At 64.2% G+C, this 23,135-nt stretch carries 21 protein-coding genes and 3 pseudogenes; 11 read left to right on the top strand and 13 right to left on the bottom strand.

Features of this window, described 5'->3' with window-relative positions:
* The first annotated feature begins 11 nt into the window (after positions 1–11).
* Complete coding sequence (locus HK436_RS02220) at positions 12–692, top strand: hypothetical protein (protein WP_173186996.1); 681 nt, start codon at positions 12–14, stop codon at positions 690–692.
* An 85-nt stretch (positions 693–777) separates the two neighbouring features.
* Positions 778–1,281 (top strand): Lrp/AsnC family transcriptional regulator, encoded by a 504-nt coding sequence (locus HK436_RS02215; protein ID WP_173186994.1) that lies wholly within the window; start codon positions 778–780, stop codon positions 1,279–1,281.
* On the opposite strand, the gene HK436_RS02210 is transcribed toward HK436_RS02215, so the two are convergent.
* The 8 genes from HK436_RS02210 to HK436_RS02175 form a co-directional block, all read right to left on the bottom strand.
* Positions 1,230–2,345, bottom strand: coding sequence for a saccharopine dehydrogenase family protein (locus HK436_RS02210; protein ID WP_173186992.1), 1,116 nt, complete (start codon positions 2,343–2,345; stop codon positions 1,230–1,232). The two genes, HK436_RS02215 and HK436_RS02210, sit on opposite strands and share 52 nt — an antisense overlap.
* Before the next feature lie 107 nt (positions 2,346–2,452).
* Entirely contained in the window at positions 2,453–2,779 is a 327-nt protein-coding gene (locus tag HK436_RS02205; RefSeq protein WP_173186990.1) for a hypothetical protein, read from the bottom strand.
* Positions 2,780–2,791: 12 nt separating this feature from the next.
* Positions 2,792–3,556: an amino acid ABC transporter ATP-binding protein gene (locus tag HK436_RS02200; RefSeq protein WP_173186988.1), complete on the bottom strand. Its 765-nt coding sequence runs from the start codon at positions 3,554–3,556 to the stop codon at positions 2,792–2,794.
* Between the two features lie 18 nt (positions 3,557–3,574).
* Positions 3,575–4,366, bottom strand: a complete 792-nt coding sequence (locus HK436_RS02195) for a transporter substrate-binding domain-containing protein (RefSeq protein WP_173186986.1) — start codon at positions 4,364–4,366, stop codon at positions 3,575–3,577.
* 37 nt (positions 4,367–4,403) lie between these two features.
* Entirely contained in the window at positions 4,404–5,060 is a 657-nt protein-coding gene (locus tag HK436_RS02190; protein ID WP_173186984.1) for an amino acid ABC transporter permease, read from the bottom strand.
* A gap of 13 nt (positions 5,061–5,073) precedes the next feature.
* Positions 5,074–5,745, bottom strand: coding sequence for an amino acid ABC transporter permease (locus tag HK436_RS02185; protein WP_173186982.1), 672 nt, complete (start codon positions 5,743–5,745; stop codon positions 5,074–5,076).
* A gap of 94 nt (positions 5,746–5,839) precedes the next feature.
* Entirely contained in the window at positions 5,840–6,868 is a 1,029-nt protein-coding gene (locus HK436_RS02180; RefSeq protein WP_173186980.1) for a LacI family DNA-binding transcriptional regulator, read from the bottom strand.
* 99 nt (positions 6,869–6,967) lie between these two features.
* Positions 6,968–7,849 carry a methyl-accepting chemotaxis protein gene (locus tag HK436_RS02175; protein ID WP_173186978.1) on the bottom strand — a complete coding sequence of 294 codons (882 nt, stop codon included), beginning with the start codon at positions 7,847–7,849 and terminating at the stop codon, positions 6,968–6,970.
* Between the two features lie 178 nt (positions 7,850–8,027).
* Here HK436_RS02175 and HK436_RS02170 point away from each other — a divergent pair, with 178 nt between their 5' ends.
* The gene (locus HK436_RS02170; protein WP_173186976.1) at positions 8,028–9,344 is read left to right on the top strand and encodes an NAD(P)H-dependent oxidoreductase; all 1,317 of its coding nucleotides are present in this window, start codon (positions 8,028–8,030) and stop codon (positions 9,342–9,344) included.
* 3 nt (positions 9,345–9,347) lie between these two features.
* Here the strand turns inward: HK436_RS02170 and proC are convergent, their stop codons facing one another.
* Positions 9,348–10,160 carry a pyrroline-5-carboxylate reductase gene (gene proC / locus HK436_RS02165; protein WP_173186975.1) on the bottom strand — a complete coding sequence of 271 codons (813 nt, stop codon included), beginning with the start codon at positions 10,158–10,160 and terminating at the stop codon, positions 9,348–9,350.
* A 197-nt stretch (positions 10,161–10,357) separates the two neighbouring features.
* Here proC and HK436_RS02160 point away from each other — a divergent pair, with 197 nt between their 5' ends.
* From HK436_RS02160 to HK436_RS02140, 5 genes and pseudogenes are all read left to right on the top strand, one after another.
* Positions 10,358–10,651, top strand: coding sequence for a hypothetical protein (locus HK436_RS02160; protein ID WP_173186973.1), 294 nt, complete (start codon positions 10,358–10,360; stop codon positions 10,649–10,651).
* The gene (locus HK436_RS02155) at positions 10,648–11,892 is read left to right on the top strand and encodes a GumC family protein (RefSeq protein WP_173186971.1); all 1,245 of its coding nucleotides are present in this window, start codon (positions 10,648–10,650) and stop codon (positions 11,890–11,892) included. Before HK436_RS02160 ends, HK436_RS02155 begins: the two co-directional genes overlap by 4 nt.
* 41 nt (positions 11,893–11,933) lie before the next feature.
* Positions 11,934–12,710 (top strand): hypothetical protein, encoded by a 777-nt coding sequence (locus HK436_RS02150; RefSeq protein WP_173186969.1) that lies wholly within the window; start codon positions 11,934–11,936, stop codon positions 12,708–12,710.
* A gap of 122 nt (positions 12,711–12,832) precedes the next feature.
* Positions 12,833–13,728, top strand: a pseudogene (locus HK436_RS02145) (bifunctional methylenetetrahydrofolate dehydrogenase/methenyltetrahydrofolate cyclohydrolase).
* Between the two features lie 41 nt (positions 13,729–13,769).
* On the top strand, positions 13,770–14,732 hold the full coding sequence (locus HK436_RS02140; RefSeq protein ID WP_173186965.1) for a GlxA family transcriptional regulator: 963 nt from the start codon (positions 13,770–13,772) through the stop codon (positions 14,730–14,732).
* Between the two features lie 74 nt (positions 14,733–14,806).
* On the opposite strand, the gene HK436_RS02135 is transcribed toward HK436_RS02140, so the two are convergent.
* The 4 genes and pseudogenes from HK436_RS02135 to HK436_RS02120 form a co-directional block, all read right to left on the bottom strand.
* Positions 14,807–15,856: a BMP family ABC transporter substrate-binding protein gene (locus tag HK436_RS02135; protein ID WP_376769118.1), complete on the bottom strand. Its 1,050-nt coding sequence runs from the start codon at positions 15,854–15,856 to the stop codon at positions 14,807–14,809.
* A 91-nt stretch (positions 15,857–15,947) separates the two neighbouring features.
* A pseudogene (locus tag HK436_RS02130) lies at positions 15,948–16,876 on the bottom strand (ABC transporter permease).
* The gene (locus HK436_RS02125) at positions 16,873–17,976 is read right to left on the bottom strand and encodes an ABC transporter permease (RefSeq protein ID WP_173186963.1); all 1,104 of its coding nucleotides are present in this window, start codon (positions 17,974–17,976) and stop codon (positions 16,873–16,875) included. The pseudogene HK436_RS02130 and the gene HK436_RS02125 overlap by 4 nt, the downstream one beginning before the upstream one ends.
* Positions 17,960–19,503 (bottom strand): annotated as a pseudogene (locus tag HK436_RS02120) (ABC transporter ATP-binding protein). The gene HK436_RS02125 and the pseudogene HK436_RS02120 overlap by 17 nt, the downstream one beginning before the upstream one ends.
* Before the next feature lie 187 nt (positions 19,504–19,690).
* Here HK436_RS02120 and HK436_RS02115 point away from each other — a divergent pair.
* The 3 genes from HK436_RS02115 to HK436_RS02105 are packed head-to-tail and all read left to right on the top strand — an operon-like array spanning position 19,691 to position 22,972.
* Positions 19,691–20,593: an aromatic ring-hydroxylating oxygenase subunit alpha gene (locus HK436_RS02115; RefSeq protein WP_173186961.1), complete on the top strand. Its 903-nt coding sequence runs from the start codon at positions 19,691–19,693 to the stop codon at positions 20,591–20,593.
* 20 nt (positions 20,594–20,613) lie between these two features.
* On the top strand, positions 20,614–22,311 hold the full coding sequence (locus tag HK436_RS02110) for a Rieske 2Fe-2S domain-containing protein (protein ID WP_173186959.1): 1,698 nt from the start codon (positions 20,614–20,616) through the stop codon (positions 22,309–22,311).
* Between the two features lies 1 nt (position 22,312).
* The gene (locus HK436_RS02105) at positions 22,313–22,972 is read left to right on the top strand and encodes a glutathione S-transferase family protein (RefSeq protein WP_312860463.1); all 660 of its coding nucleotides are present in this window, start codon (positions 22,313–22,315) and stop codon (positions 22,970–22,972) included.
* Positions 22,973–23,135 lie beyond the last annotated feature (163 nt).

Here is a 23,135-nt window from a genome sequence, read left to right as displayed (position 1 = left end):
ATCTGGATAACATGGCGCTTGCCGACCAGCTTTGTTCGGCCGCCGGCAACACGAGCCAGGCTGCTTTCGACACAGCGGTGAAAAATCTCCGCAACTGGCGGCGGGGTGTACACATCCCCCGGCGTCGCAACTTCGTGCTGCTTGCAAAGGTCCTGTACGTCAACGAGCGTCCTGACCTGCTCGAACATTGGAACAGGCTTTATGTCCAAGCCAAGTCCGGCGGCGAGAACGACGAGGACAATGCCTCCAGCGAGGCTCCGTTGCACGACGCGCATTGGTCGAAAAGGCGTTTTCGGGCGCTCGGGATCGCCTTGGCTGCGTCGGCCGTGACGTTGGTTGCTGCGTGGTTGCTGTGGCCGCATGGTTTTGCGCCGACAACAGACCCCGCAGCGACTTTCGAAGGGGTCCAGGCGGAATACGTGCGCAATGTATCCGTACAGGTGGGAGACGCTGTCATCATTCATGGGGCGCGAGGCAACGAATGTGGTCCGGCACCGTCCTGGGACAGCGCCAGGGAGCTGCTGCCGACGCTGGTGACGGGCACCCTGACGGATGGGGGCGTTGGCACGCGGTTGAGCCGCCAGTGTGGCGGTCGCGTTCCCGCCAGGGCCATCTTGTTCACGGCTGCCAGGGTGGGAGCGGAGCAGATCAGCCTCTACGGCGACGAAATCCACATTCGTGTGGAGCCGTGAGGTATCCGTGGCCCCAACACCGGCGCTTGCCCGCCAATAGCTACGGCGCTAGGGGTTGCGCGACCATCGCTCCCGGGATTCCCGCATGAACGAACTTCGCGATAATATCGACCGTCAACTGGTCGGGCTCTTGCTCGCCGACGGTCGTGCATCGGCGACCGAGCTTGCCCGCAAGCTGGGTGTCGGCCGCAGCACGGTGCAGGAGCGCATCGCGCGGCTGGAGCGCAGCGGGCTGATCGCGGGCTACTCCGCGATCCTTTCGCATGATCCGTTCGGGGATGCGGCGCAGGCGCTGGTCATGGTCAGCATCGTCCAGCGCCGGCAGAAGGATATCCTGGACCGTCTGCGCGCCCTGCCTGAGGTGGTGAACTGCCTTACGATAGCAGGGGACTATGACCTGGTGCTGACGGTGCAGACGCCCCGCGTCGAGGACATCGACGCGGTGCTTGACGAGATTCTCGGCTTCGAGGGGATCGAGCGTTGCAAGTCGTGGATCATCCTAGGCCGGCATATACAGCGCGGAGCAGCGGCGACCGGTCAGGCCGCTGCCGTGACCGAAGGGCCAAGCGCTGGCGGCAAGTCCGCATAGACCTGGCCGAACCGATTGCCGAGGAAGGCCGACAGGGCAACATCTTCCTGACGCACGAAGCCGCTTTTCGGCAGCACGCCCTGCGCCTGGAGGTCGAGGGCCGTACAGATGCCGGCCGCGGTCGTGATCTGGATCGCGCTGCGGTGCAGCGTGCCGATCCGGCGGCCGAAAATCTGCCTTGTGTAGGTTTCCTGTATCAGGCGTCCCGCCTTGTGGCCGGTGACGGTTACGTAGATCACGATCACATCCTGCAGCGTGGCGGGAATGGCCGTCTCGAGGATTTCCTTCAGCAGATCGCGGCGGTCACGCAGCTTCAAATCCTGCAGCAACAGCTTCATCGCAGCCGCGTGGCCGGGGTAACGGATGGTGCGGTAGTTCAGGTTCTGCACGCGACCGCCATAGGTCTCGCACAGCGTGCCCAGCCCACCTGACGTGTTGAACGCCTCGTAGGTAACGCCGTCGACGATGATCTGCTCGATTTCCTGCAGCGGCGGCACCTCGGCCGCGCTGCCGTTGACGATCGCCTCGCAGGGCTCGCAGCATTCGTTGATCATGCCGTCGGTGCTCCAGGTCAGGTTGTAGCCGAGAGCGTTGTTGGGATAGCGCGGCAGAGCGCCCACCCGCAGGTTGATCGCGTCGAGCGTGTCGAAGCCCTTGGCCATGTCATGAGCGACGATGGAGATGAAACCGGGCGCAAGGCCGCATTGCGGCATGAAGGCGTTTGCCGAACCGGCAGCCAGCGCCTTGACGGCGCGCGTGCTGGCAACATCCTCCGTCAGGTCGAAATAATGGACGCCTGCGCTTGCCGCAGCCTGCGCGATCGCAACCGTAAGCTGGTAAGGAGCTGCGCTCAGCACGGCGTATTTGCCGTCGAGCAGGGCAGCGAGCGCCTGCTCGTCGCGCACGTCGATGACCGCCGTCTTGACCCGCGCACAGACCTGCAGCGCCGCGATCTGCGCCTCGCCCATGTCGACGACGGTAACGTCATAATCGCCGGTCAACGCCAGCATGTCCGCGATGGTGGAACCGACCTTGCCGGCTCCGATGACGACTATCTGCTTCATCAAGAAACTCCCTCTGCTTCGGCACCAAAGTGCCGGAGGGGGCGCCGGGACAAAGCGGAGGAATGTCGGTTGGCAAGCCTGTTTCCGGCGATGTGCCGGACGAACCGTCACAATGCGGAATGAAGCTCGAAGACGTGGTGGTGAATATGCCCGTCGAACATCGCCATCAGCTCGCCGGTCACGGCCCTGCTTTCGAACCGCACCGGCGCCTGAAGTGCTGCCCCAAGCGCGTCTTCGCTTTCGAAGGTCATCGCCAGCGATAGCGCGAAGGGCGGGGCACCTTCGTCACGTGCTTGCGCGAAGAGTACGCGCACGTCGAGCGCGCCGGGGAAGAGCCGCCAGAGCGGCATCAGCCGCTCTTCCACGAAAACGCGGAACTCCGCCTCGCGGCCGGCATGGATCGTTCCCTCGAAGAAGGCCTGGCGGACAATCATGAACGGTGGCCTTCAGCCGTGAGCGATCTGCCCGAGGAAGGTGCGCGTGCGCTCCTGCTTCGGGTTCGAGAAGAACTCTTCAGGTTCCGCCACTTCGACGATCTCTCCCTGATCCATGAAGATTACCCGGTCGGCGACTTTGCGCGCGAAACCCATCTCGTGGGTCACGACCATCATCGTCATGCCTTCGGTGGCGAGATCGATCATCGTGTCGAGCACTTCCTTCACCATTTCCGGGTCGAGCGCAGAGGTCGGCTCGTCGAACAGCATTATCTTCGGGTTCATGCACAGCGCGCGGGCGATGGCCACGCGCTGCTGCTGGCCGCCCGAAAGCTGGGCGGGGTATTTGTCGGCCTGTTCCGGAATGCGCACGCGTGCGAGATATTTCCGCGCGGTTTTCTCCGCTTCGGCCTTCGAGACGCCGCGCACCTTCATCGGTGCCAGCGTGCAATTCTCAAGCACGGTCATGTGCGGGAACAGATTGAACTGCTGGAAGACCATGCCGACATCGCGACGGATCTGCTCGACGTTCTTCGGCCCGGCCGTGAGCTCGATGCCTTCGACGAAGATGCGCCCCTTCTGCACCTCCTCGAGCTGATTGACGCAACGGATCAGCGTCGACTTGCCCGACCCCGACGGGCCGCACACGACGATCTTCTCGCCGCGCGCGACCTGGAGGTCGATATTCTTGAGGGCGTGGAACGTGTTGTACCACTTGTCCACGCCCTCCATCTTCACGGCGGGCATGCCGCTATCGGCCGTCTTGGTCTGGGACATGCCCGCGCTCCTTCGGTCTTACTGCAGAAATTCGGGCAGCGGGGCGCTGACCCACTTTTCGTGCAGTTCGTTCAGGGTGCCGTCTTTCTTGACCTTCGCCAGGAACGCGTTGATGTGTTCCATCAGATTGTCCTGACCGGGGCGGGTGGCAATGCCCTGGCTTTGCTGGCGCAGCGAGAACTTGGTCTCGTAGCGGTCCGGAGCAACGGACTGGACCTGCGAGACGACGACGTTGGACGCGCCCATCAGAGGCACCTGGCCCGAAAGCAGCGCCTGCACCGCCGATGCGTCGTCGTCGAAACGCTGGATGTTGGTGCCCTCAGGCGCGATTTCGGTGATGGAGGTGTCCTGCGTCGAGGCGCGGGCAACGGCAACGTTCTTGCCGGCGAGATCGGCCGCCTCCTTCACTTCGGTGTTGACGTCTCCGAACACGAAAATCTCGATACCCGCATAGCCCTGCGAGAAGTCGACCTGCTCGGCGCGCTCGGGGGTGATGCCGAGCGAAGCGACGAGAATATCGACCTGATTGGACAGCAGGTAGGGGATGCGGTTGGGGCCGGTAACCGGCACGAGGTTGAGCGTGACGCCAAGATCCTCGGCGAGAAGCTTAGCCACATCGGCGTCGTAGCCGTCTGGCTGGCCCTGCTCGTTGATGATGCCGAAGGGTGCGAAGTCCACCAGCATGCCGATGTTCACGGTGCCGCGCGCCTTGATCTCGTCGACCGTCTGCGCGGAAGCTGCTGTCGCTGCCACGCCCGTCGCAAGCACGGCACCAAGCGCGAGGCCTGCCAGTTTCTTCAAGATGTTCATCGTCGTTTCCTTCCCTGTTTGACCTTCCGGTTTCTTCTCAGCGCCGTGTCGCCACGGCGAAGCGGGCCTCCATGCGGCGCGCGAGGATCGACAGCGGCCAGCAGAGGATGAAGTAGAGAGCGGCCACCAGCCCGAACACGGTGAACGGGTCGAAGGTGGCGTTGTTGATGATCTGTCCGGCGCGCGTCAGCTCAACGAAGCCGATGATCGAGGCCAGCGACGTGCCCTTTATGAGCTGCACCAGAAAGCCGACCGTCGGCGCCACTGCGATCTTGGCAGCCTGCGGCAGGACGATGGATTTCATGCGGTCGTAGTAGCGCAGTCCGAGAGCCCAGGCCGCCTCCGACTGGCCCTTCGGCACGGCCTCGATGCAGCCTCGCCATATCTCGCCCAGGAACGCGCTCGCATGCAGCGTGAGCGCGATCGCGGCGGCGACCCACGGATTGACGCCTGACCCGAAGATATTGAGCCCGAAGAAAACCAGGAATAGCTGCATCAGCAGTGGCGTACCCTGGAACAGGCGGATGAATCCCAATGCCGCGTAACGCAGCGGCGCGGCCGGGGAGACGCGCGCCAGTGCGACCGCGAGCCCGCCGAGAGCGCCGCCCGCGAAGGCGACGGCCGACAGCGCCAGCGTCCACTGGACGGCCATGACAATGAACCAGAATTCATTGATGCCGAAGGGGCGGATCATTCTTCGTCCCTCCCTAACGCGCCAGCGGGTAGTTGAACGCGTAGCGCTGGACCGCCGAGAAAAGCGCGGAGAAGCCGAGCGCCAGCACCAGATACATGGCGGTAATCACCAGATAGACCTCGAACGCCGCGAAGGTCTGCGACTGGATGTTATTGCCGGCCGCCGCAAGATCGGTGGCCGAGATGACCGAAACGACGCTCGATGTCAGCATCAGATAGATGAACTGGCTGGTTAGCGCCGGATAGATGGTCCGCAACGCAGGCTTGATGATGATGTAGCGGAAGATCTGCCAGCGCTTCAGGCCGAGCGCGACACCGGCCTCGACCTGCCCGCGATTGATCGACTCGATACCGGCCCGGATGATCTCCGTGGCGTAGGCCCCGACATTGACGGTCAGCGCGGTTAGGGCCGCGACGTTGGGCGAAAGCCTGATGCCGAGCGCCGGCAGCGCGAAGAAGATGAAGAAGATTTGGACGAGGAACGGCGTGTTGCGGATCAATTCGATATAGGCGTCGATCAACCAGCGCACCGGCTTCGGTCCTGCCGTCTTGCCGATCGCGCAGGCAATGGCGACGATTGTGCCGAGGATCATCGCGCCGAAGGAAAGCTCGATCGTCACCAGCGCGCCGGCCAGCAACTGGTCGAAGTTCCGGAAGACCGGCGCGAAGTTGAATTGATAATCCAAAACTGACCTCCCGGCCGCGTCGCCAAGGCGTGCGCGGCAGCGCACTTAACTCCTCTGTGCGTTTAGATCGATCTAAATGATTACGCCGGCTGGGTCAAGCGGGAACGGTTCCCGCTGCCATGCGCACCGGCCCGCAGGAGCCGCGCTGCACGAAGTACGTTTCCTCGATGCTGCTGGCGATCTGGCCGTCGGGCGCATCCATCCGCCTCAGAAGCAGCCGCGCCGCATTCTCGCCGACCACGAAAGGTTCGGTCGCGACCGATGCGAGGCCCGGCATCACGAGGTCCGCCTCCGCGACATTGTCGAAACCGACAAGAGAAACGTCCCGGCCCGGCATGACGCCGAGATCGCATAGCCCGCGATGAAGCCCCAGTCCGAGAACGTCGTTGTGGCAGATTATCGCCGTCGGGCGCGCGGGCCGGCTCATGAGCTCGGGGGCGGCCATGCGGGCGCTCATGTGGGTGGATTCGAGCGGGCGCACGAAAAGCGGCGCGAGATTTGCAGCGTTCATCGCCGCGTGAAAGCTCTCGAGGCGCTCCGTGCGGGCGGAATGATGGGTGTCGGTCGCGACATAGCCGATGCGGCGATGCCCAAAGCCGACGAGGCAGTCGACTGCCTCGCGCATGCCCGGCGTCGGGTCCATGCCTGCATAGTCGCTCGCCGTTTCCGGCACCATCCGCAGCGTCTGGACCAGCGGCACGCCCCATTTGCCGGCATCGTCGACGAAGCGCCGCTCCGTGCCCTCTGCCGGGCATACGATAAGCCCGTCCACGCCATGCTCGCGCATGCGATTGACGAAACCGTCCTGCTTGGCGGCATTCTCGTTGGAATTGGCGAGGATGACGGCAAGACCGGCGGTTTCCAGAATGCTTTCAATGCCCGCCAGCAGGACCGCGAAGAACGGGTTGGTGAGGTTCGGGATAATGACTCCGACCGTTCGGCTGCGCGCCGCGCGCATCCGTGCCGCGCCCAGATTGTAGACATAGCCGAGCTCGGCCATGGCGGCCTCGACTTTGGCGCGCGTCGCCGCGCCTACCAAGGGACTATCCCGCACCACCAGCGATGCGGTGGCGCGCGATACCCCGGCATGCTTCGCCACGTCGAGAAGGGTGACCCTCTTCATGCCAGGACACGCTGGGCGGCCATGGCTTCCTCCTGGCTTGGATCGATCTAATAGAACTTAGTACCAGTTGGGGATGTTTCGCAAGTTCGAGGGTCGCGGTCACGCCGCGGAGTGGATGCGTACAGGCGCGGTTGCCGCCGGAAGGCGGGCGGTTGTGTCGCCCGGTTCGTTGCCGGCCTCATCGGAAGTGGGGTTTCGACTTCCCAACTGAGCAAGCGCGGTTGCCTCCTCCTGCACGAGACGCCCAATCTCGGAGAATCTTTCGGCAGCTTCCAGGTTGCGCTTTGCGGCAACGGCAATCCCGCCCATGAAATGCTGCACCCTTTGCAACATTTCTTCGCGATCGTCGCAGTTTTCGATAGCCAACAGCTCTATGTCTATCCGCTCGGCGAGCTTTTGGGCGCGCTGTCCGAGCCGACCGGCAGCCGCGTCGATTTCCTGCTGGTGCGCCGCAAGGTGGTTACTGCTCGTCGTCAGCGTTGCAAAGGCGGCCTCCAGCCTTTCCATGGTCGTGTTGAAATCGTCGCGAAAGGCCCGGTAGGGCTCGGGAAGGTCGAGCGTCACGCGTCGCGAAAGGTCGCCGTCGGCGAGGCTGCCTATGGCCGCGCCCATCAATCGAGCGACAGCAGCGTGAACCTTGCCGGCGCGTTGCCTGCCCTCCAGTCCCGACCGGCAGCGTTCGATGGCCGCGCCGAGGCCGGCGGTCTCGCTGTCCGCAAAGGGCGCGGCCGGCAGCGTGAAGTCGTTCTGCGCGATCCGTTCCAGGCTATCGATCGCCGGTTCGAGGCTTGCCGCGATGGCGCGATGTGCGCTTGTCCATGCAGTCGCGGCAACAACGATCGGCATTGCGATCAGCGGGACGGCAATGAGCGCAAACGACGTGCCTGCTTCCGCCGAGAAGCTCCACAGGATGACGGTGCAGCACGCGACAGCAGCCGACACGCCACCGGCTGCGATGGCGATCCGTGTGGCTGGCGACATTGAAATGTCCCGCCTTTGGTGGCTGCGCGTACGCATGCGGGCGCGAATTCCCATGCTCGATCTATTCTGCCATCGTACAAGCGCAAGCTTGCATCAGGCAGGAGCGCCGCTGCGCGGTTGACATTCCGTGCGGCCGTCATTCTATCTGCCCGCAAAACTGCCAAGGATGGGAAACGCCATGACCAATGTCGCACTGACGGGCCTCGCCCGCGATCTGGCGCAGCGCGCCGACGAAGGCCGGCCCGTGCGCATCGGCCTGGTCGGTTGCGGAGAGATGGGCACGGACATCGTGACCCAGGTAGCGCAGATGCGTGGCATCGAGGTGGCGGCCATCGCCGATACGCGCGGAGAGCGCGCGCGGCAGGCGGTCGCAATCGCCCAGCGGCCGCCCGAAAGCGCAGGCGATGCGGAAAGCGCGCAGGCCATGTCGGCACTGATCGAGGCCGGCCGCACCGCGATCGTGCCGGATTCGTCCATGGTCGTCACTCATGATCTGGTCGACGTCGTGATCGACGCCACCGGCAAGCCGGCCGTCGGCGCTGAGATCGGGCTCAAGGCGATGGAGCACGGCAAGCATCTCGTGATGATGAATGTCGAGGCTGATGTCACCATCGGTGCCTATCTGAAGCATGCGGCCGCGAAGCTGGGCGTCGTTTACTCGCTTGGCGCGGGCGACGAACCGTCCTCCTGCATGGAGCTGATCGAGTTCGTCTCGGCGATGGGCCATCGGGTCGTCGCGGCCGGCAAGGGCAAGAACAACCCGCTCAACCACGATGCGACACCGGACGAATACCGCGAGGAAGCGGAACGCCGCAACATGAACCCACGCATGCTGGTCGAGTTCGTGGACGGCTCCAAGACCATGGTCGAGATGGCGGCGATCGCCAATGCAACCGGGCTTGTGCCGGACAGGCCGGGCATGCACGGTCCAGCCGCCACGCGCGACGAACTTTCGCGGGTTCTCTGCCCGGTGGAGGATGGCGGTGTGCTGTCGCGCAAGGGCTGCGTAGATTTTTCCATCGGCAAGGGTGTCGCGCCTGGCGTCTTCGTCATCGCCGAAATGGCGCATCCGCGCCTGCGCGAGCGGATGAACGATCTGAAGCTGGGCGAGGGGCCGTATTACACCTTCTTCCGGCCCTATCACCTGACCAGCCTCGAAGTGCCGCTGACCTGCGCTCGCGCCGTGCTTTACGGCAAGGCCGACATGGTGCCGCTCGACAGGCCGGTGGCGGAGGTGTGCGCGGTCGCCAAGCGCGACCTGAAGCCCGGCGACAGGCTCGACGCGATCGGCGAATACACCTACCGCTCCTGGATCATGACCGTCGAGGACGCTCGCGCGGCGAAGGCGATCCCGTGCGGTCTCCTCGAAGGTGGGGTCGTGACGGCGCCCATCGCGAAGGGTGAGCTGCTCACCTACGCCAATGCCGCTCCGGATGCCGGTTCGGGCCTCGTTGCGCTCCGCCGCAAGCAGGACGAACTGGTCGGCGTTGCTTAGCCGCTACTTGCCCAGTTCGACCGATCTCGCCCTCGCCGCTTCGACGGCTTCCGTGACCAGCATCTTCAGGCGGTCGTCGCCCATAAGCACCGAAAGTGCTGCGGCCGTCGTGCCGTTGGGGCTCGTTACCTGCTGGCGCAGCGTGCCGGGTTCCTCACGGCTTTCGGCAGCAAGTGCCGCGGCTCCATAGACCGTCTGCATGGCAAGCAGCTTCGCGGTCTCGACCGGCAGGCCGGCTTTCTCTCCTGCTGCCGTCAGGCATTCAATGAAATGGAAGACATAGGCGGGGCCGGATCCGGAGACCGCGGTCACGGCGTCCATCAGCCCCTCATCGTTGATCATCGCGACTTCGCCGCTGGCCGACAGAAGATCGCGCACGAAGTCGCTCGTGTCTGCGTCGACATTGTCATTGGCGACAACCACCATCATGCCTTTGCCGATTGCGGCGGGCGTATTGGGCATGCAGCGGATAATGCCTGCGTCTGCACCCAGCGCACCTTCGAAGGCAGAGATCGGCGTACCGGCTGCGACACTGACATAGGTTGCTGACGGCTTGAAGCGCGCATAGGCGGGAACGACGTTGAGGATCACCTGCGGCTTGACGGCGAAAACGACGAGGCGTGGGGCTGCATCGGCGGCAACCTCCCCCGCGTCCGAAAGTGCAATGACACCAAGCGTAGCCGCGCGCTCGCGCAGGGCGTCGGTTGGTTCGACGACGATTGCTTCATTCGCCGCAAGCTTGCCCGAGGACAACCACCCCGCCAGCATCGCGTATCCCATGTTCCCGCATCCCACGAGCACGATCTTGGCAGCCATGTCATTCTCCCGAGCTTTGCCGGCACGTTGCCAGCGTTGCGAAGCCGTTTAGGCCTTCGGCCACCAATGTTCAACACAACCGGATGGTCGCGTCGGTTCCGCCCGAAATTAACCTTTTGTTTTCCATCCCCGTTTAGCTTGCCTTAACGAATGAAGTACCCAGCTCGCCGTCGTGCGCGCATCTTCTGCAGGCAACGATGTCCGGTTCAACAAACGATTACAGGCAAGGTCGCGCTTCGCTGCTGGCTATGGTCAGCGACGAAGAGGACGCCGTAACGCGCCATGCCCGGGCACGCGCACGGCGCGAACGCCGTGCGAATCCTGTTCTTTCCGCGCCGATTGAACCGGAGGTCGACGCGGTCGATGAACCATTGGTGCACGAGCAGCCGGAACCGCATCGGCTGAGGGACCTGATTTCCGGTCATCTGGCCGAAGACGATCGTGGCAGCACCGAATCGCCGATGGAATCCGAGCCGCTGGGGGCGACGTGACCGGCAAGACAGTATCAGAACCGTTGAATGCCGACGGTGCCGTATCGCCGACTGACCGGCGGACCGGCGGCGGAATGTCGATGCGTCCCGTGATCGGGCTGACGCTTGCAGGTGCCGCGATCGGCGCCGCCGTCGCCTTTGCATGGCCGAAGTCCTATGTCGCCACGAGCGAATTGCTGATCGATCCGCAGGCCCTGCGCGCCGGCGTGGTCTCGGGGCAACTCTCGGCCGATACCGCCTTCGCTCTGGTCGACAACCAGCTTCGCGTGCTGCGTTCGGGGACCATGCTTGAGGCAGCCGCCGACCGGTTGAACCTTGCCGCCGACCCCGAGTTCAACGGCGACACCGCCGGCCCGTTCGGCCTGGGCGGCTCGCTTGCCGGTCTTGGCGACCTTGTGGCAGGCGACGGTGCCAGCTCGGTGGAGCGCCGCCGGGCCCGTTCCTTGCAGACGCTCGGACGTGCGGTCGAGACGAACCGGCAAGGCGGCTCGTCCGTCATCGAGGTTTCGGCGCGAACCGGCGATCCAGAAAAATCGGCGCTGATCGCCAACACGATCTCCGAGCTGTTTCTGGCGAATGCCGGCGGCGGCACTGCCTCGCCCAGCGGCAGCATGAGCGAACGTCTTTCAGAACTGCGCGCAGGCGTGGAGGAGGCTGAACGGGCGATCGCCGATTTCAAGGCACAAAACGATCTTGTCGATGCACAGGGGCGGCTGATCTCCGATGATGAGATCGTTCGCCTCAGCGAGCGCCTCTCGGCGGCGCAGGCGCGTACGGTGGAGCTCAATGCACGCACCGCGTCGACCCGCGAGGCTAACGTCGATTCGATCGTCACCGGCTCGCTGCCGGAGCAATACGCGTCCTCGACATTGACGGATCTGAGAAGCCGGTACGCGGCCGCGCGCCAACAGGTGGATCGGCTGGGCGTGAAGCTCGGACCCCGTCACCCCGAATTGCTCTCCGCCCGCGCCGAGCTTGAAGGCACGCGCCAGGAGATTGCCGACGAATTGCGGCGGGTGGCTGCGGCATTGCAGACCGAATTGACGCGGGCTGTGCGCGAGGAGCAGGAACTGGCCTCACAACTCGCCGAGATGAAGACGCGCCAGGGCGACATCGGTGGCGAACTGGTCGCCTTGAGGGAGCTGGAGCGGGAGGCCGCAGCAAAGCGCTCGATCTACGAGCAGTCTTTGCAGCCGCACAGGCCGGTCCCGGTGCTTCGGCGCCCGGCAGTGCCAGCCTGATTTCAAGGGCGGCCCCGCCGCTCTTTTCAAGCGGCCCTTCGGTGCCGGCCTTTTCGATGGCCGGTGCGCTGACCGGTTTGCTCGCAGGGCTAGGTTTTGCCGGGCTGCGCAGGCGGCGCGACGACGATGCCTGGCTCAAGGACGATGCGTATGCATCGCTTCAGGCCGACGAGGCATTCACCGAAGCACCGGAAACTGACCTGGATAGTGACATTCGTTCCGCAGAAAGCGGAAACGTCGAGGAGACCGACGAAATGCATTCCCACAATCCCTACAGCGCTTATCCGCATAACGATGCCCAGGCCGGCGGGCAGCCGGCGTCGGCCGAAGCCCGGCCGAACCAGCCGGCCGTTGGGCACGGCCAGCAGCCATCGCAGCAGCCTCATCACCCCGGTGCGATGTACGCGCAGCCTGTTCCCCCGGCGCCGCCCGGATGGCCGCAGATGCCGATGCACGGCGTCTACCAGCCACAGCCCCCGCTGATGCCAATGCCGGGCTGGCCCGCAGCGCACTATCCGGCCCCGCCGCCGCATTATTATCCTCAGGCCGGGGCCTATCCCGTGCCGCAGCAACCCTACTTCGGCGCGCCTGCCTATGCGCCGCCACAGCAGCATGCCTATCCGCAGAGCCAGGAAGCGCCGCGCCCGGTCGATGAGCCACGGCGGGCCGCGCCCGAGGCAGCCTTCGACCAGAACGAATATATCGACGAAAGCACGGACGCGGCGATTGAGGAAATCCGCCAGAGCCTGCGCGAGTTCCGGGACGCGATCGAGGACTTCGCCCACAGCCGTGCGCCGCGCAAACGCTACGGCACCTGATAAGCAGTCGCGATTCCGCCGCGCGTTTTCGGGTTTACGGCATCGGACGGCGCAATGACGGGATCGCCTTGCGTCGAAATCGCCAGAATGCGATCCCGGAACCGGACGACGCGGGGAGAATCATGGCGAACATCATCGACGGAAAACAGGTTGCCGAAGACGTCATCGCGACGGTGACGAAAGCGACCGCAACGCTTGCCGAAAAGGGTGTCACCCCGGGCTTGCCGTCGTGATTGTCGGTGAGGACCCGGCCAGCCAGGTCTATGTCGCCTCCAAGTCGAAGAAGGCGAAGGCATGCGGCTTCCACTCGGTGCAGCACACGCTGGCAGCCGACACGCCGCAGGCCGATTTGCTGGCGTTGATCGGGCACCTCAACGCCGATCAGGCGATCCACGGCATTCTGGTGCAGCTTCCGCTGCCTGACCATATCGATGCCGGCGCCGTCATTCAGGCGATCTCCCCGGACAAGGATGTCGACGGTTTCACCTTCGTCAATGTCGGTCGACTGGGCACTGGCGAGGTGGCAAGCGCCTTCGTGCCCTGCACGCCTGCTGGCTCGATGCTGCTCATCGAGCGGGAACGCGGACGTGATCTCTCCGGCCTGAGTGCCGTCGTCGTCGGCCGCTCCAACATCGTTGGCAAGCCGATGGCGAACCTGCTGCTGGCGGCCAACTGTACCGTCACGGTTGCGCATTCGCGCACCAAAGACCTGCCAGCGCTGTGCCGCACCGCCGATATTCTTGTCGCCGCAGTGGGCCGGCCGGAAATGGTGCGGGGCGACTGGGTGAAAGAAGGCGCGACTGTCATCGATGTGGGCATCAATCGGATTCCAGCGCCCGAGAAGGGCGAGGGGAAAACGCGGCTCGTCGGAGACGTCGCCTTCGGTGAGGCATTCGAGCGGGCAGGTGCAATCACCCCCGTGCCGGGCGGTGTGGGACCGATGACCATCGCGATGCTGATGGCGAACACGCTCGTTTCCGCCAGTCGGACCGCGGGCATCGAGCCGCCGAAATTCTGAGGCCGCTTTTCGACATTCAAACCAGCGAGTAGAACGCGGTTATGACCGATACGCCTTCGCCCGGCCGCCAGTTCGCCTTCCTGCTCGTCGACAAGTTCTCGATGTTCTCGCTCGCGGCGGCGATCGACACCGTGCGCTCGGCCAACCGGTTGCTCGGCCGCGACTTCTACGGCTGGACGACGGTCTCCGCCGATGGCGATTCCGTCATCGCGTCAAACGGCCTGCCCATCAAGATCGACTATGCGATCACCGACCTGCCGGTTGTTGACATCCTTTTCGTCTGCGCCGGGCTCTCCTACGAATTTCCAGGCAAGTCCAAGGTGCTCGGCGCGCTTCGCTCGCTGGGGCGTCGCGGCGCGGCCCTCGGAGGGCTCTCCGTGGGTTCCTACCTGCTTGCCGAAGCCGGCCAGCTCGAAGGTCATCGGTGTACGATCCACTGGGAGAACAAAGCGGGCTTCAAGGAGCGGTTTCCGGAGATCGACTGTACCGGAAACGTCTTCGAGATCGATCGTAAGCGCTACACATGCGCGGGCGGCACGACCTCCATCGACCTAATGCTCGAGATCATCCGTACCGACTTCGGCCAGAACCTCGCCAACGAGGTCGCCAACCAGTTCCAGCATGAGCGCATCCGCTCGGCGGGCGATCGCCAGCGTGTCGGGCCGGAACGCGATCTGACCGGCAAGTCCGAGAAGCTGCGGCGGATCGTCGAACTGATGGCGGACAACCTCGACGAACCCTATTCGGCCGTTCAGCTAGCCAAATCCGCCGGTCTCTCCGTGCGGCAGGTGGAGCGCCTGTTCCTGCGTCATCTCAACATGACGCCGGGGCGCTACTACATGCGGCTGCGGCTGGAGCGCGCGCGCGAACTGCTGCGCCAGACCAATATGCCGATCCTCGACGTGGCGATCGCCACCGGCTTCACCTCGCATTCCTATTTCGCGCAGAGCTACCGGCTGCTGTTCGGCCGCCCGCCGAGCGAGGAACGGCGGACGACGTACTGACGCGATGAGCCGTGCCAAGAACAGAAACGCCGCCCGATGGGCGGCGTCTCCATTTCCATCAATGCTACTTCGCCTTATGCAGGCGGGATGACGCCCTCGACATACCAGTCCATCGACAGCAGATCCGCGTCGGTCAGCGTCACGCCGGCGGCGACCTTCTCGGCGCCGGTATGGTCGTTGATCGGGCCGGTGAAGATGTGCATCGAGCCGTCGATCTGGCCGTTCTTGACGGCCTCGGCTGCGGCAACGACATCGTCGGGGATCGACTCGTTGTAGTCGCCGATTACGACTTCGCCTTCCTTGAGGCCCGGCCAGCTATCCTTGCTCTCCCAGGTGCCGTCGATGACCGCCTTGGCGGTCGCGGCGTAGTGCGGACCCCAGTTGTCAATGATCGAGGTGAGCTGCGCCTTCGGCGCGAAGGCGCTCATGTCTGCGCCCTGGCCGAACCCGCCGACGATGCCGCGTTCCTCGGCCACCTGCAGGGCGGCAGGGCCGTCGGTGTGCTGGGCGATGACGTCGATGCCCTGGTCGATCATGGCGCGGGCAGCGTCGGCCTCGCGCGCAGGGTCGTTCCAGGTCGAGATGTAGACCGGCGTGATCGTGAATTCCGGGTTCACCTTGCGCGCCGCCAGCACGAACGCGTTGACGCCCATCACGACTTCGGGGATCGGGAACGAGCCGATGTAGCCAGCCTTGCCGGTCTTCGACAGGTGGCCGGCGAGCGTGCCGCAAACCGCGCGGCCTTCGTAGAACCGCGCATTGTAGGTCGCGACGTTCTCGGAGCGCTGGTAGCCGGTCGCGTGCTCGAACTTCACGTCCGGGAACTGCTGCGCGATCTTGATGACGTAGTCGCCGTAGCCGAAGCTGGTGGCGAAGATCAGCTTGCAGCCGGCCTGCACGAGTTCGCGCATGACGCGTTCGCAGTCAGGGCCCTCGGCGACGTTCTCGACGAAGACGCTCTCGACCGCGTCGCCCAACTCCTGCTCCATGTAGAGACGGCCCTGGTTATGGGCGTAGTTCCAGCCATTGTCGTTGATGGTGCCGATATAGATGAAGCCGACCTTGAGCGGTTCGGTCTGCGAGAAAGCCTTGTGGCCGAGCAGCGGCAGCAGCGGCGGCTGCACCGCCGATCTTAAGGACGTTACGACGTGATAGTGTCATGTTGGTTTCTCCTGAGCTTGTGGTTCGGTCGATCGAAGGAGCTCCTCGCCCACTTCAATTGCTTGGCAGGAACGGCTTGCCGAGGCAGGCCGGCGCATTGGTCGAGGCATCGCGGCGGATCGATATGAGCACCAGCACGGCGATCGTCGCGAGATAGGGCATGGCTGCCCACAGTTCCGACGGGATGGCGGTCAACGGGCCGCCGCCCGCCTTGGCGTAGAGTTCCATGGTCATCACGAGGCCAAAGAGGTAGGCGCCCGCCAGCAGGCGGAACGGCCGCCACGAGGCGAATACGACGAGCGCGACCGCGATCCAGCCGCGCCCGGCGGTCATGCCTTCGGCCCACTGGGGGTCAGCAGCAACGGGAAACACGCGCCGGCGATGCCGGCCATCGCGCCGCCGAAGGCGATCGCTCCGTAGCGGATCGCACGCACCGGGTAGCCGATCGAATGCGCCGACAGGTCGTTCTCGCCCACCGCGCGCAGGATCAGCCCGCCGCGGGTGCGCTTCAGGAACCACCAAACCACGAAGACCATGATGAGTGAGAAATACACCAGCGGCGAATAGCCGAAAAGGACGCGCAGATACGGATGCGTCGTCAGTTCGGCCGGGAAGACCGAGCGGAACAGGCTGACGGGCATTGCCGAATAACTCTGGCCGGCGAGCGCCGAAAAACCGGTGCCGAAGATGGTCAGCGCTAGGCCGGTCGCGGTCTGGTTTGCCGACAGGCTGAGCGTCAGAAAGCCGAAGATGAGGGACGATAGCAGCCCGGCGATGGCGGCGACCAGCACCGCGAGCCACGGATTGCCCGTCGTGAACATGGTGATGAAGCCCGTCACCGCACCAATCAGCATCATGCCTTCGACACCGAGATTGAGCACCCCGGCGCGTTCCACAACCAGTTCTCCCAACGCAGCGATCAGGATCGGCGTCGAGGCGACGATCAGGGTCATCGTGACGGCGATCAGAAGGCCGATTGTCATGGCTGGGCCTCCGCTGCTGCGCGTACCTCGGCTGCCGGCTGACTGGAAATGCGCCGGATCCGGTATCGGACAAGAATGTCCCCTGCGAGCAGGAAGAACAGCAGCATCGCCTGAAAGATGCCGCTGGCCGCGCTCGGCAGCCCCGTCGTCGTCTGGGCGAGATCGCCGCCGACGAAGGTTACCGCGAGAACGATTGCCGCGAAGATGACGCCGATCGGGTGCAGCCGGGCGAGGAAGGCGACGATGATGGCGGTGAAGCCGTAATTCGTCGGGAAGCCGGGCACCATGCGCTGGAACGGCCCTGCGACCTCAAGCACTCCCGCCAGGCCCGCGAGCCCGCCGCTGACCAGCAGCGCCAGCCAGATCGTGGCATTGGTCGAAAACCCCGCATAGCGGGCGGCCTTCGGCGCCGCGCCCACGACCTTGATGCGGTAGCCGAACACGGAGCGCGACATCACGAACCAGACGACGAGCGCGACGAGAAGCGCTACCGGCACGCCCCAATGCACGATGGTTCCGGGGATCATGTTGGGTATGCGCGCGGCCTCGGAAAAGACACGCGTCTGGGGAAAGCCCATGCCCATCGGATCTTTCCACGGGCCTCGCACGACATAATAGACGAGCTGGACCGAGGCGTAGGTCAGCATCAGCGACGTCAGGATTTCGTTGACGTTGAACCGCGTCTTGAAAAAGGCGGGGATCGCCGCGTAAGCCATGCCGCCGGCCATGCCCGCCAGTACCATGGCTGGAAGGATCCAGATGCCCGTCATGCCATGGGTGGCGAGCGCGACCCATGTGCCGGTCAGGCCGCCGACGATGTATTGCCCCTCCGCGCCGATGTTCCAGACGTTCGCGCGATAAGCGACGGCAAGACCCACGCCGATGATGATCAGGGGCGAGGCTTTCACCGCAAGGTCCTGCCAGCGGAAGGTGCTGGTCAGCGGCGTAATGAAAATCTGTTGCACAGCGGCGATGCCGTCATAGCCGATCAGCGAGAAAACGAGCGCGCCTGCGATCATCGTCAGTGCCAGCGCGCCGAAGGGCGTTGCATAGAGCATCAGCCTGCTTGGGGCAGGGCGCTTCTCAAGCCGGAACGGCATCGGAAGCCTCCGTTTCGCCGTGGATGCCGCCCATCAGAAGGCCGACCTCTTCAACGTCCACCTCCGCAACCGGCATCGCGCGCGACAGCCGCCCCCGTTGATGACCGCCATCGTGTCGCAGAGTGCAAGCAGTTCGTCCAGGTCCTGGGAGATGATGACGATCGCCGAACCGGCCTCGGCAAGATCCACCAGCGCCTGATGGATCGCCGCCGCGGCGCCCGCGTCGACACCCCATGTCGGCTGGCTGACGACCAGCACCGACGGTCGCTGGAGTATCTCGCGGCCCATGACGAATTTCTGCAGATTGCCGCCGGAAAGCGAACCGGCGATCGCGCCGGGTCCCTGTGCCTTGACGCCGAACGTCTCGATCACCTTGCCGGCGAAGGCTTCGGCCTTGTCCCGGCCGATCAGCCCTAGCGTGACCATGTCGATGCGATCGCGCGCCGTCAGCACCGCGTTGTCGGCAAGCGTAAAGTCGCCGACCGCTGCATGGCCGTTTCGCTCCTCGGGCACCGCCGAGAGGCCTTTGCTTCGACGCGCCGAAACATCGGCCGTGCTCATCGGCTTGCCGTCGACGGCGACCGCGCCGGCTTCGCTGGCCGGTGCTTCGCCCGAAAGCGCCTCCAGAAGTGCGTTCTGGCCATTGCCGGCGACACCCGCGATGCCGAAAATCTCGCCGGCCCGCACGGTGAAGCTGACCTCCCGGACGGGCACGTCGAAATGGTCCGTCTGTACGGTCGAAAGTTTCGAGACGATGAGGCGCGGCTCCCCAAGCGCCCGGTCATGGCTGCGGGTGACGTCGCGCAAGCCTGCCCCGATCATCTTTTCCGCCATCGAGCGGGAGGTTTCCTGACGGGGATCGCAGGTATGCACCAGTTTCCCCGCGCGCAGGATCGTCGCCGTGTCGCAAAGTGCCTGGATCTCGTGAAGCTTGTGGGAAATGTAGAGGATCGAGCAACCCTGTGCGGCAAGCTGGCGCAGCACGCCGAAAAGCTGCTCCACCTCCTGAGGGGTAAGCACGGATGTCGGCTCGTCCATGATCAACAGCTTGGGATCGAGCAGCAGCGCGCGCACGATCTCGATTCGCTGGCGCTCGCCGACGGAGAGCGTCTCGACCGTACGGTTGGGATCGAGCGTCAGGCCGTACTGCTCCATGATCGCGCCGATGCGCGCACGCAGTTCGCGCGATGGCACCTTGGAATCGATGCCGAGCGCGATGTTCTCCAATACGCTTAGGGCTTCGAAAAGCGAGAAGTGCTGAAAAACCATGCCGATGCCGAGGCGGCGCGCGGCATTGGGATTGGAGATGGTGACCGGCTCGCCGTTCCAGCGAATTTCGCCCGCGTCCGGCTGCATGATCCCGTAGATCATCTTGACGAGCGTCGACTTGCCGGCTCCGTTTTCGCCCAGCAGAGCATGTATCTCGCCCGGCTTCACCCCGAAGCTGACACTGTCGTTGGCGAGTACTCCCGGAAATCGTTTCGTGATGCCGGAAAGTTCCAGCCGAAACGGCGTATCGCAGTTCAATCCAAGCCTCGGTTTCCCGGCGCTTCACGCGCGCCCAACTCTTATGTTCCCCAGCGCCATGTTGCACCAAGTTTCGGTGCGGTGCTAGTCTCACAAAGCATCAACATTGCCTCTTTGCAAGGCCCTCACCGAGGATGCACAAAAATTAATCTTGAGCGCGCGAACGCAGCCGTGCGATGAAGGTGTCATGAAGTCCGACAAGTTGATCGACCCCGTCACCCGCGACCTCTGGCAGGTCATCGCGGCAGCCGAGGAAGTGCCCATTGGCGCCGTCGAAACGACGCTGCTGCTGGATACGCCGATTGCCCTGACGCGAGACGGCGAGGGGCAGCCGGTGGTGTGGCTCAGAACCGTCGAGGAAGCCGGAGACGAGATCGACGCGGACGAAATCGTCGAGCGGCTCCCCGTGCTGGTGCGCTACGGTTATGTCTGGACCAGCCTCGGCAATCCGCCGCCCGACATCTTCCCGATTCCCGAATACGCCGAGCCCGACCGAAAGAACATGAGCTGCGGGTCGATCGGCGTGAACGTTTCCGCACCGCGCGCGGTCGAGAACTTCCTCGACATGGGGCATTTCCCATATGTCCACACCGACATTCTGGGCGCCGAGCCTCACACCGAGGTGAAGGAATACGACGTCGAGGTGTCGGAGGAGCGCGACGAGGTGTTGGCAACGCGCTGCCGGTTCTTCCAGCCGCGTGCCGCGCTCTCGGCGACGGAGGGTATCGAGGTGGAATATGTCTACCGCGTGCCGCACCCGTTCTGTTCGGTGCTCTATAAATCCTGTCCGGAGGACGAGAGCCGCCGCGACGTGATCGCCATCTTCCTGCAGCCGATGACGCAGGACCGCTGCCGCGCCCATCTGCTGCAATCGATGGTCGATTCGGTCTCGACGATCACCGAGCTGCGCCGGTTCCAGCAGACGATCTTCGGCCAGGACAAGCCCATCCTGGAAAACCAGATGCCGCGCCGCCTGCCACTCGATCCGCGCGCCGAAACACCGATCCGCGCCGACAAGTCGGCGATCGCTTACCGCCGCTGGCTCAGCCGCAAGGGCATCGCCTACGGCGTCATTCCTCAAGCTGGCTGATAGCGCATATCGTTGAAACCATGACCCTTTCCATCGACGATGCCCGCTGGCATCCCATCGCCTCCAGTGACGACCTGCCTTTCCGGCACGTCTTCCACGGCCAGTTGCTCGGTCGCGAACTTGCGGTGTGGCGCGCCGACGACGGCAATGTGAACATCTGGGAAAACCGCTGCCTGCATCGTGGCGTGCGGCTTTCGATCGGCATCAACGAGGGCGGCGAGCTGAAATGCCAGTATCACGGCTGGCGTTATGCGAACCGCTCCGCCGGCTGCACATACATTCCTGCTCATCCGGCCGACGCGCCGGCGCGCCGCATCCAGAACAGGACCTATCCGGTGCGGGAAGCATTCGGGCTCGTCTGGTCGGCTCCGAGCGAAAACGCGGCATTTCCGGACCTGCCGCCAGCGGGAGCGGGGACGTGGCTGCCTCTGCGACCGATGCCTGTCAATGTAGCCCCTGAAGATGTGGCCGCAGGCCTCGCAAAGGCCTTTGACGCAGAATCCCCGGATAGCCTCACCGTTCGCGCCGGCGACGCGGTCTACTTCGTGCAGCCCGTTGATGCAGGTCGCAGCGTGATCCGTGGCCTCATCGCTGATCCGCGAACCGACACGCTCGCACTGCTGCGTGACAGGAACCGCCTCCTGGTGAAGTTGCGCGACCGGCTGGAACGTTCGGCGGCACGCAAGCCCGCGCCAGCCCCGCTGCAGCCTACCTACGAGAAGGTCTCGGCCGAACTTGCCACGATGCCCGACATCGCCGTGCCGCACGGCGGCACAATGATCGTCGTCGTCAAGCGGAAGTGGCAGACGGCGCGCGGCGTGACCGGTTTCGAGCTTGCCGACCGTAGCGGCAGCCACCTGCCGACCTTCCAGCCTGGGGCGCATATCGACGTCCATCTTCCAAATGGGCTGGTCAGGCAATATTCGATCACCAACGGTCCCGGCGAATTGCTGAGCTATGTGGTCGGCGTCAAGCGGGAGGAGGTTTCCAAGGGCGGTTCGCATGCGCTGGCCGACAGCGTCCGCGAAGGCGACCTGCTGACGATCTCGGAACCGCGCAACAACTTCCCGCTCCGCCGCGATGCAACGCGCACCGTACTCGTCGCGGCAGGCATCGGCATTACGCCGATCCTTTCCATGGCCCGGTTCCTCGACAAGTCGGACCTGCCCTACGAACTGCACTACTTCGTTCGCGATGCCGACGCCGCAGCTTTCCGTGACAGGCTGAATGCCCTGCGCGGCAAGGTAACGGTGCATGATGCGCTCGCCCGAGACGCGATCAGGCAGACCATCGGCGAAGCGCTCGGCCGCTGGAGCTTCGCCCAGCACGTCTACATCTGCGGGCCGGGTTCGATGCTGGAGATGGTGAGGGCGCTCGCAGCCGATCTCGACTGGCCGGACGAGGCGGTCCATTTCGAGTATTTCAGGAACGACCGGGTGATCGACGACAGCTCCTCCTTCGAGATTGAGCTTGCCCGCTCCGCGATGACGCTGCAGGTGCCCGCTGGCAAGACCATCCTGGAGGTGATGCGCGAGGCTGGCGTTACCGTGCTTTCATCCTGCGAGCAGGGTGCGTGTGGAACCTGCATGACCACGGTGATCGAAGGCGAGGTCGACCATCAGGACGTCTATCTCAACGAAAGCGAGAAGCGCGCAAACAAGGCGATAATGACCTGTGTGTCGCGCGCCAAATCCGCTCGTCTGGTTCTGGATATCTGACGTGGCCATCAAGCTTTACGATTTCGAGCTGTCCGGCAACTGCTACAAGCTGCGCCTGCTCATGAGCATCCTCAAGGTGCCTTACGAGGTGGTGCCGGTTGATTTCTATCCCGGCCGCGAGCATCGCGCTGACTGGTTCCTCGAGCTCAATCCTTTCGGCCAGTTGCCGGTCCTGCAGGACGGCGAGGAAACACTGTCGGACAGCGGTGCGATCCTCGTCTATCTGGCGCGCAAATACGACAGGTCCGGCCAGTGGTTTCCCGATGACCCGGCGACGATGGCTGAAATCCTGCGCTGGCATGCCGTCGGCGACGACCTGACGTCGACCGTATCCGCCGCGCGGCTGGTGCTGGGCATGTTCTACGACTTCGATCTGGAGAAAGCGCAAAAGGGCGCGCACCGCATCTTCCGCATCATGGACGAACATCTCTGGTTCGGTGAGAAGGAAGGGCGCGACTGGCTTTGCCGGCCGGCCCATCCGACGACGGCTGACATCGCCTGTTTTCCTTATGTGATGCTTTCCGACGAGGCGGAGGTATCCCGCCAGGATTACCCCGCCCTGCGCCGCTGGACCGATCGGGTTCGCCGCGTCCCCGGCTTCACCGTCATGTCCGGCATCTTCCCGGCAGGGCCGGCGCTGGAGGCGCAAGCCGCGTCGTGAGCACCGGCGTGCGAACACCGTGGCAGAGCCAAACCGGAGGTCTTCAGAGCTCCGGCCTAGACTAGATGTACTAGCACCCACTTTGCCGTTGCCGGCCCCGTGATCGTCCATTAGCTTCCGCTGGGGAATTTAGGCGACATGGACACAGGTGGCGGATGCGGGC

Source organism: Neoaquamicrobium sediminum (assembly GCF_013240295.1).
Classification (GTDB): domain Bacteria; phylum Pseudomonadota; class Alphaproteobacteria; order Rhizobiales; family Rhizobiaceae; genus Aerobium; species Aerobium sediminum.
Note: the sequence above shows the minus strand (reverse complement) of the source record. Positions and strands in the feature narration are given on the sequence as shown.

Bases quoted from the DNA above. Each gene is read 5' to 3' on its own strand.
- HK436_RS02220 (WP_173186996.1), top strand. From the start codon at position 12: ATGGCGCTTGCCGACCAGCTTTGTTCGGCCGCCGGCAACACGAGCCAG.
- HK436_RS02215 (WP_173186994.1), top strand. From the start codon at position 778: ATGAACGAACTTCGCGATAATATCGACCGTCAACTGGTCGGGCTCTTG.
- HK436_RS02210 (WP_173186992.1), bottom strand. From the start codon at position 2,345: ATGAAGCAGATAGTCGTCATCGGAGCCGGCAAGGTCGGTTCCACCATC.
- HK436_RS02205 (WP_173186990.1), bottom strand. From the start codon at position 2,779: ATGATTGTCCGCCAGGCCTTCTTCGAGGGAACGATCCATGCCGGCCGC.
- HK436_RS02200 (WP_173186988.1), bottom strand. From the start codon at position 3,556: ATGTCCCAGACCAAGACGGCCGATAGCGGCATGCCCGCCGTGAAGATG.
- HK436_RS02195 (WP_173186986.1), bottom strand. From the start codon at position 4,366: ATGAACATCTTGAAGAAACTGGCAGGCCTCGCGCTTGGTGCCGTGCTT.
- HK436_RS02190 (WP_173186984.1), bottom strand. From the start codon at position 5,060: ATGATCCGCCCCTTCGGCATCAATGAATTCTGGTTCATTGTCATGGCC.
- HK436_RS02180 (WP_173186980.1), bottom strand. From the start codon at position 6,868: ATGAAGAGGGTCACCCTTCTCGACGTGGCGAAGCATGCCGGGGTATCG.
- HK436_RS02175 (WP_173186978.1), bottom strand. From the start codon at position 7,849: ATGTCGCCAGCCACACGGATCGCCATCGCAGCCGGTGGCGTGTCGGCT.
- HK436_RS02170 (WP_173186976.1), top strand. From the start codon at position 8,028: ATGACCAATGTCGCACTGACGGGCCTCGCCCGCGATCTGGCGCAGCGC.
- proC (WP_173186975.1), bottom strand. From the start codon at position 10,160: ATGGCTGCCAAGATCGTGCTCGTGGGATGCGGGAACATGGGATACGCG.
- HK436_RS02160 (WP_173186973.1), top strand. From the start codon at position 10,358: ATGTCCGGTTCAACAAACGATTACAGGCAAGGTCGCGCTTCGCTGCTG.
- HK436_RS02140 (WP_173186965.1), top strand. From the start codon at position 13,770: ATGACCGATACGCCTTCGCCCGGCCGCCAGTTCGCCTTCCTGCTCGTC.
- HK436_RS02125 (WP_173186963.1), bottom strand. From the start codon at position 17,976: ATGCCGTTCCGGCTTGAGAAGCGCCCTGCCCCAAGCAGGCTGATGCTC.
- HK436_RS02115 (WP_173186961.1), top strand. From the start codon at position 19,691: ATGAAGTCCGACAAGTTGATCGACCCCGTCACCCGCGACCTCTGGCAG.
- HK436_RS02110 (WP_173186959.1), top strand. From the start codon at position 20,614: ATGACCCTTTCCATCGACGATGCCCGCTGGCATCCCATCGCCTCCAGT.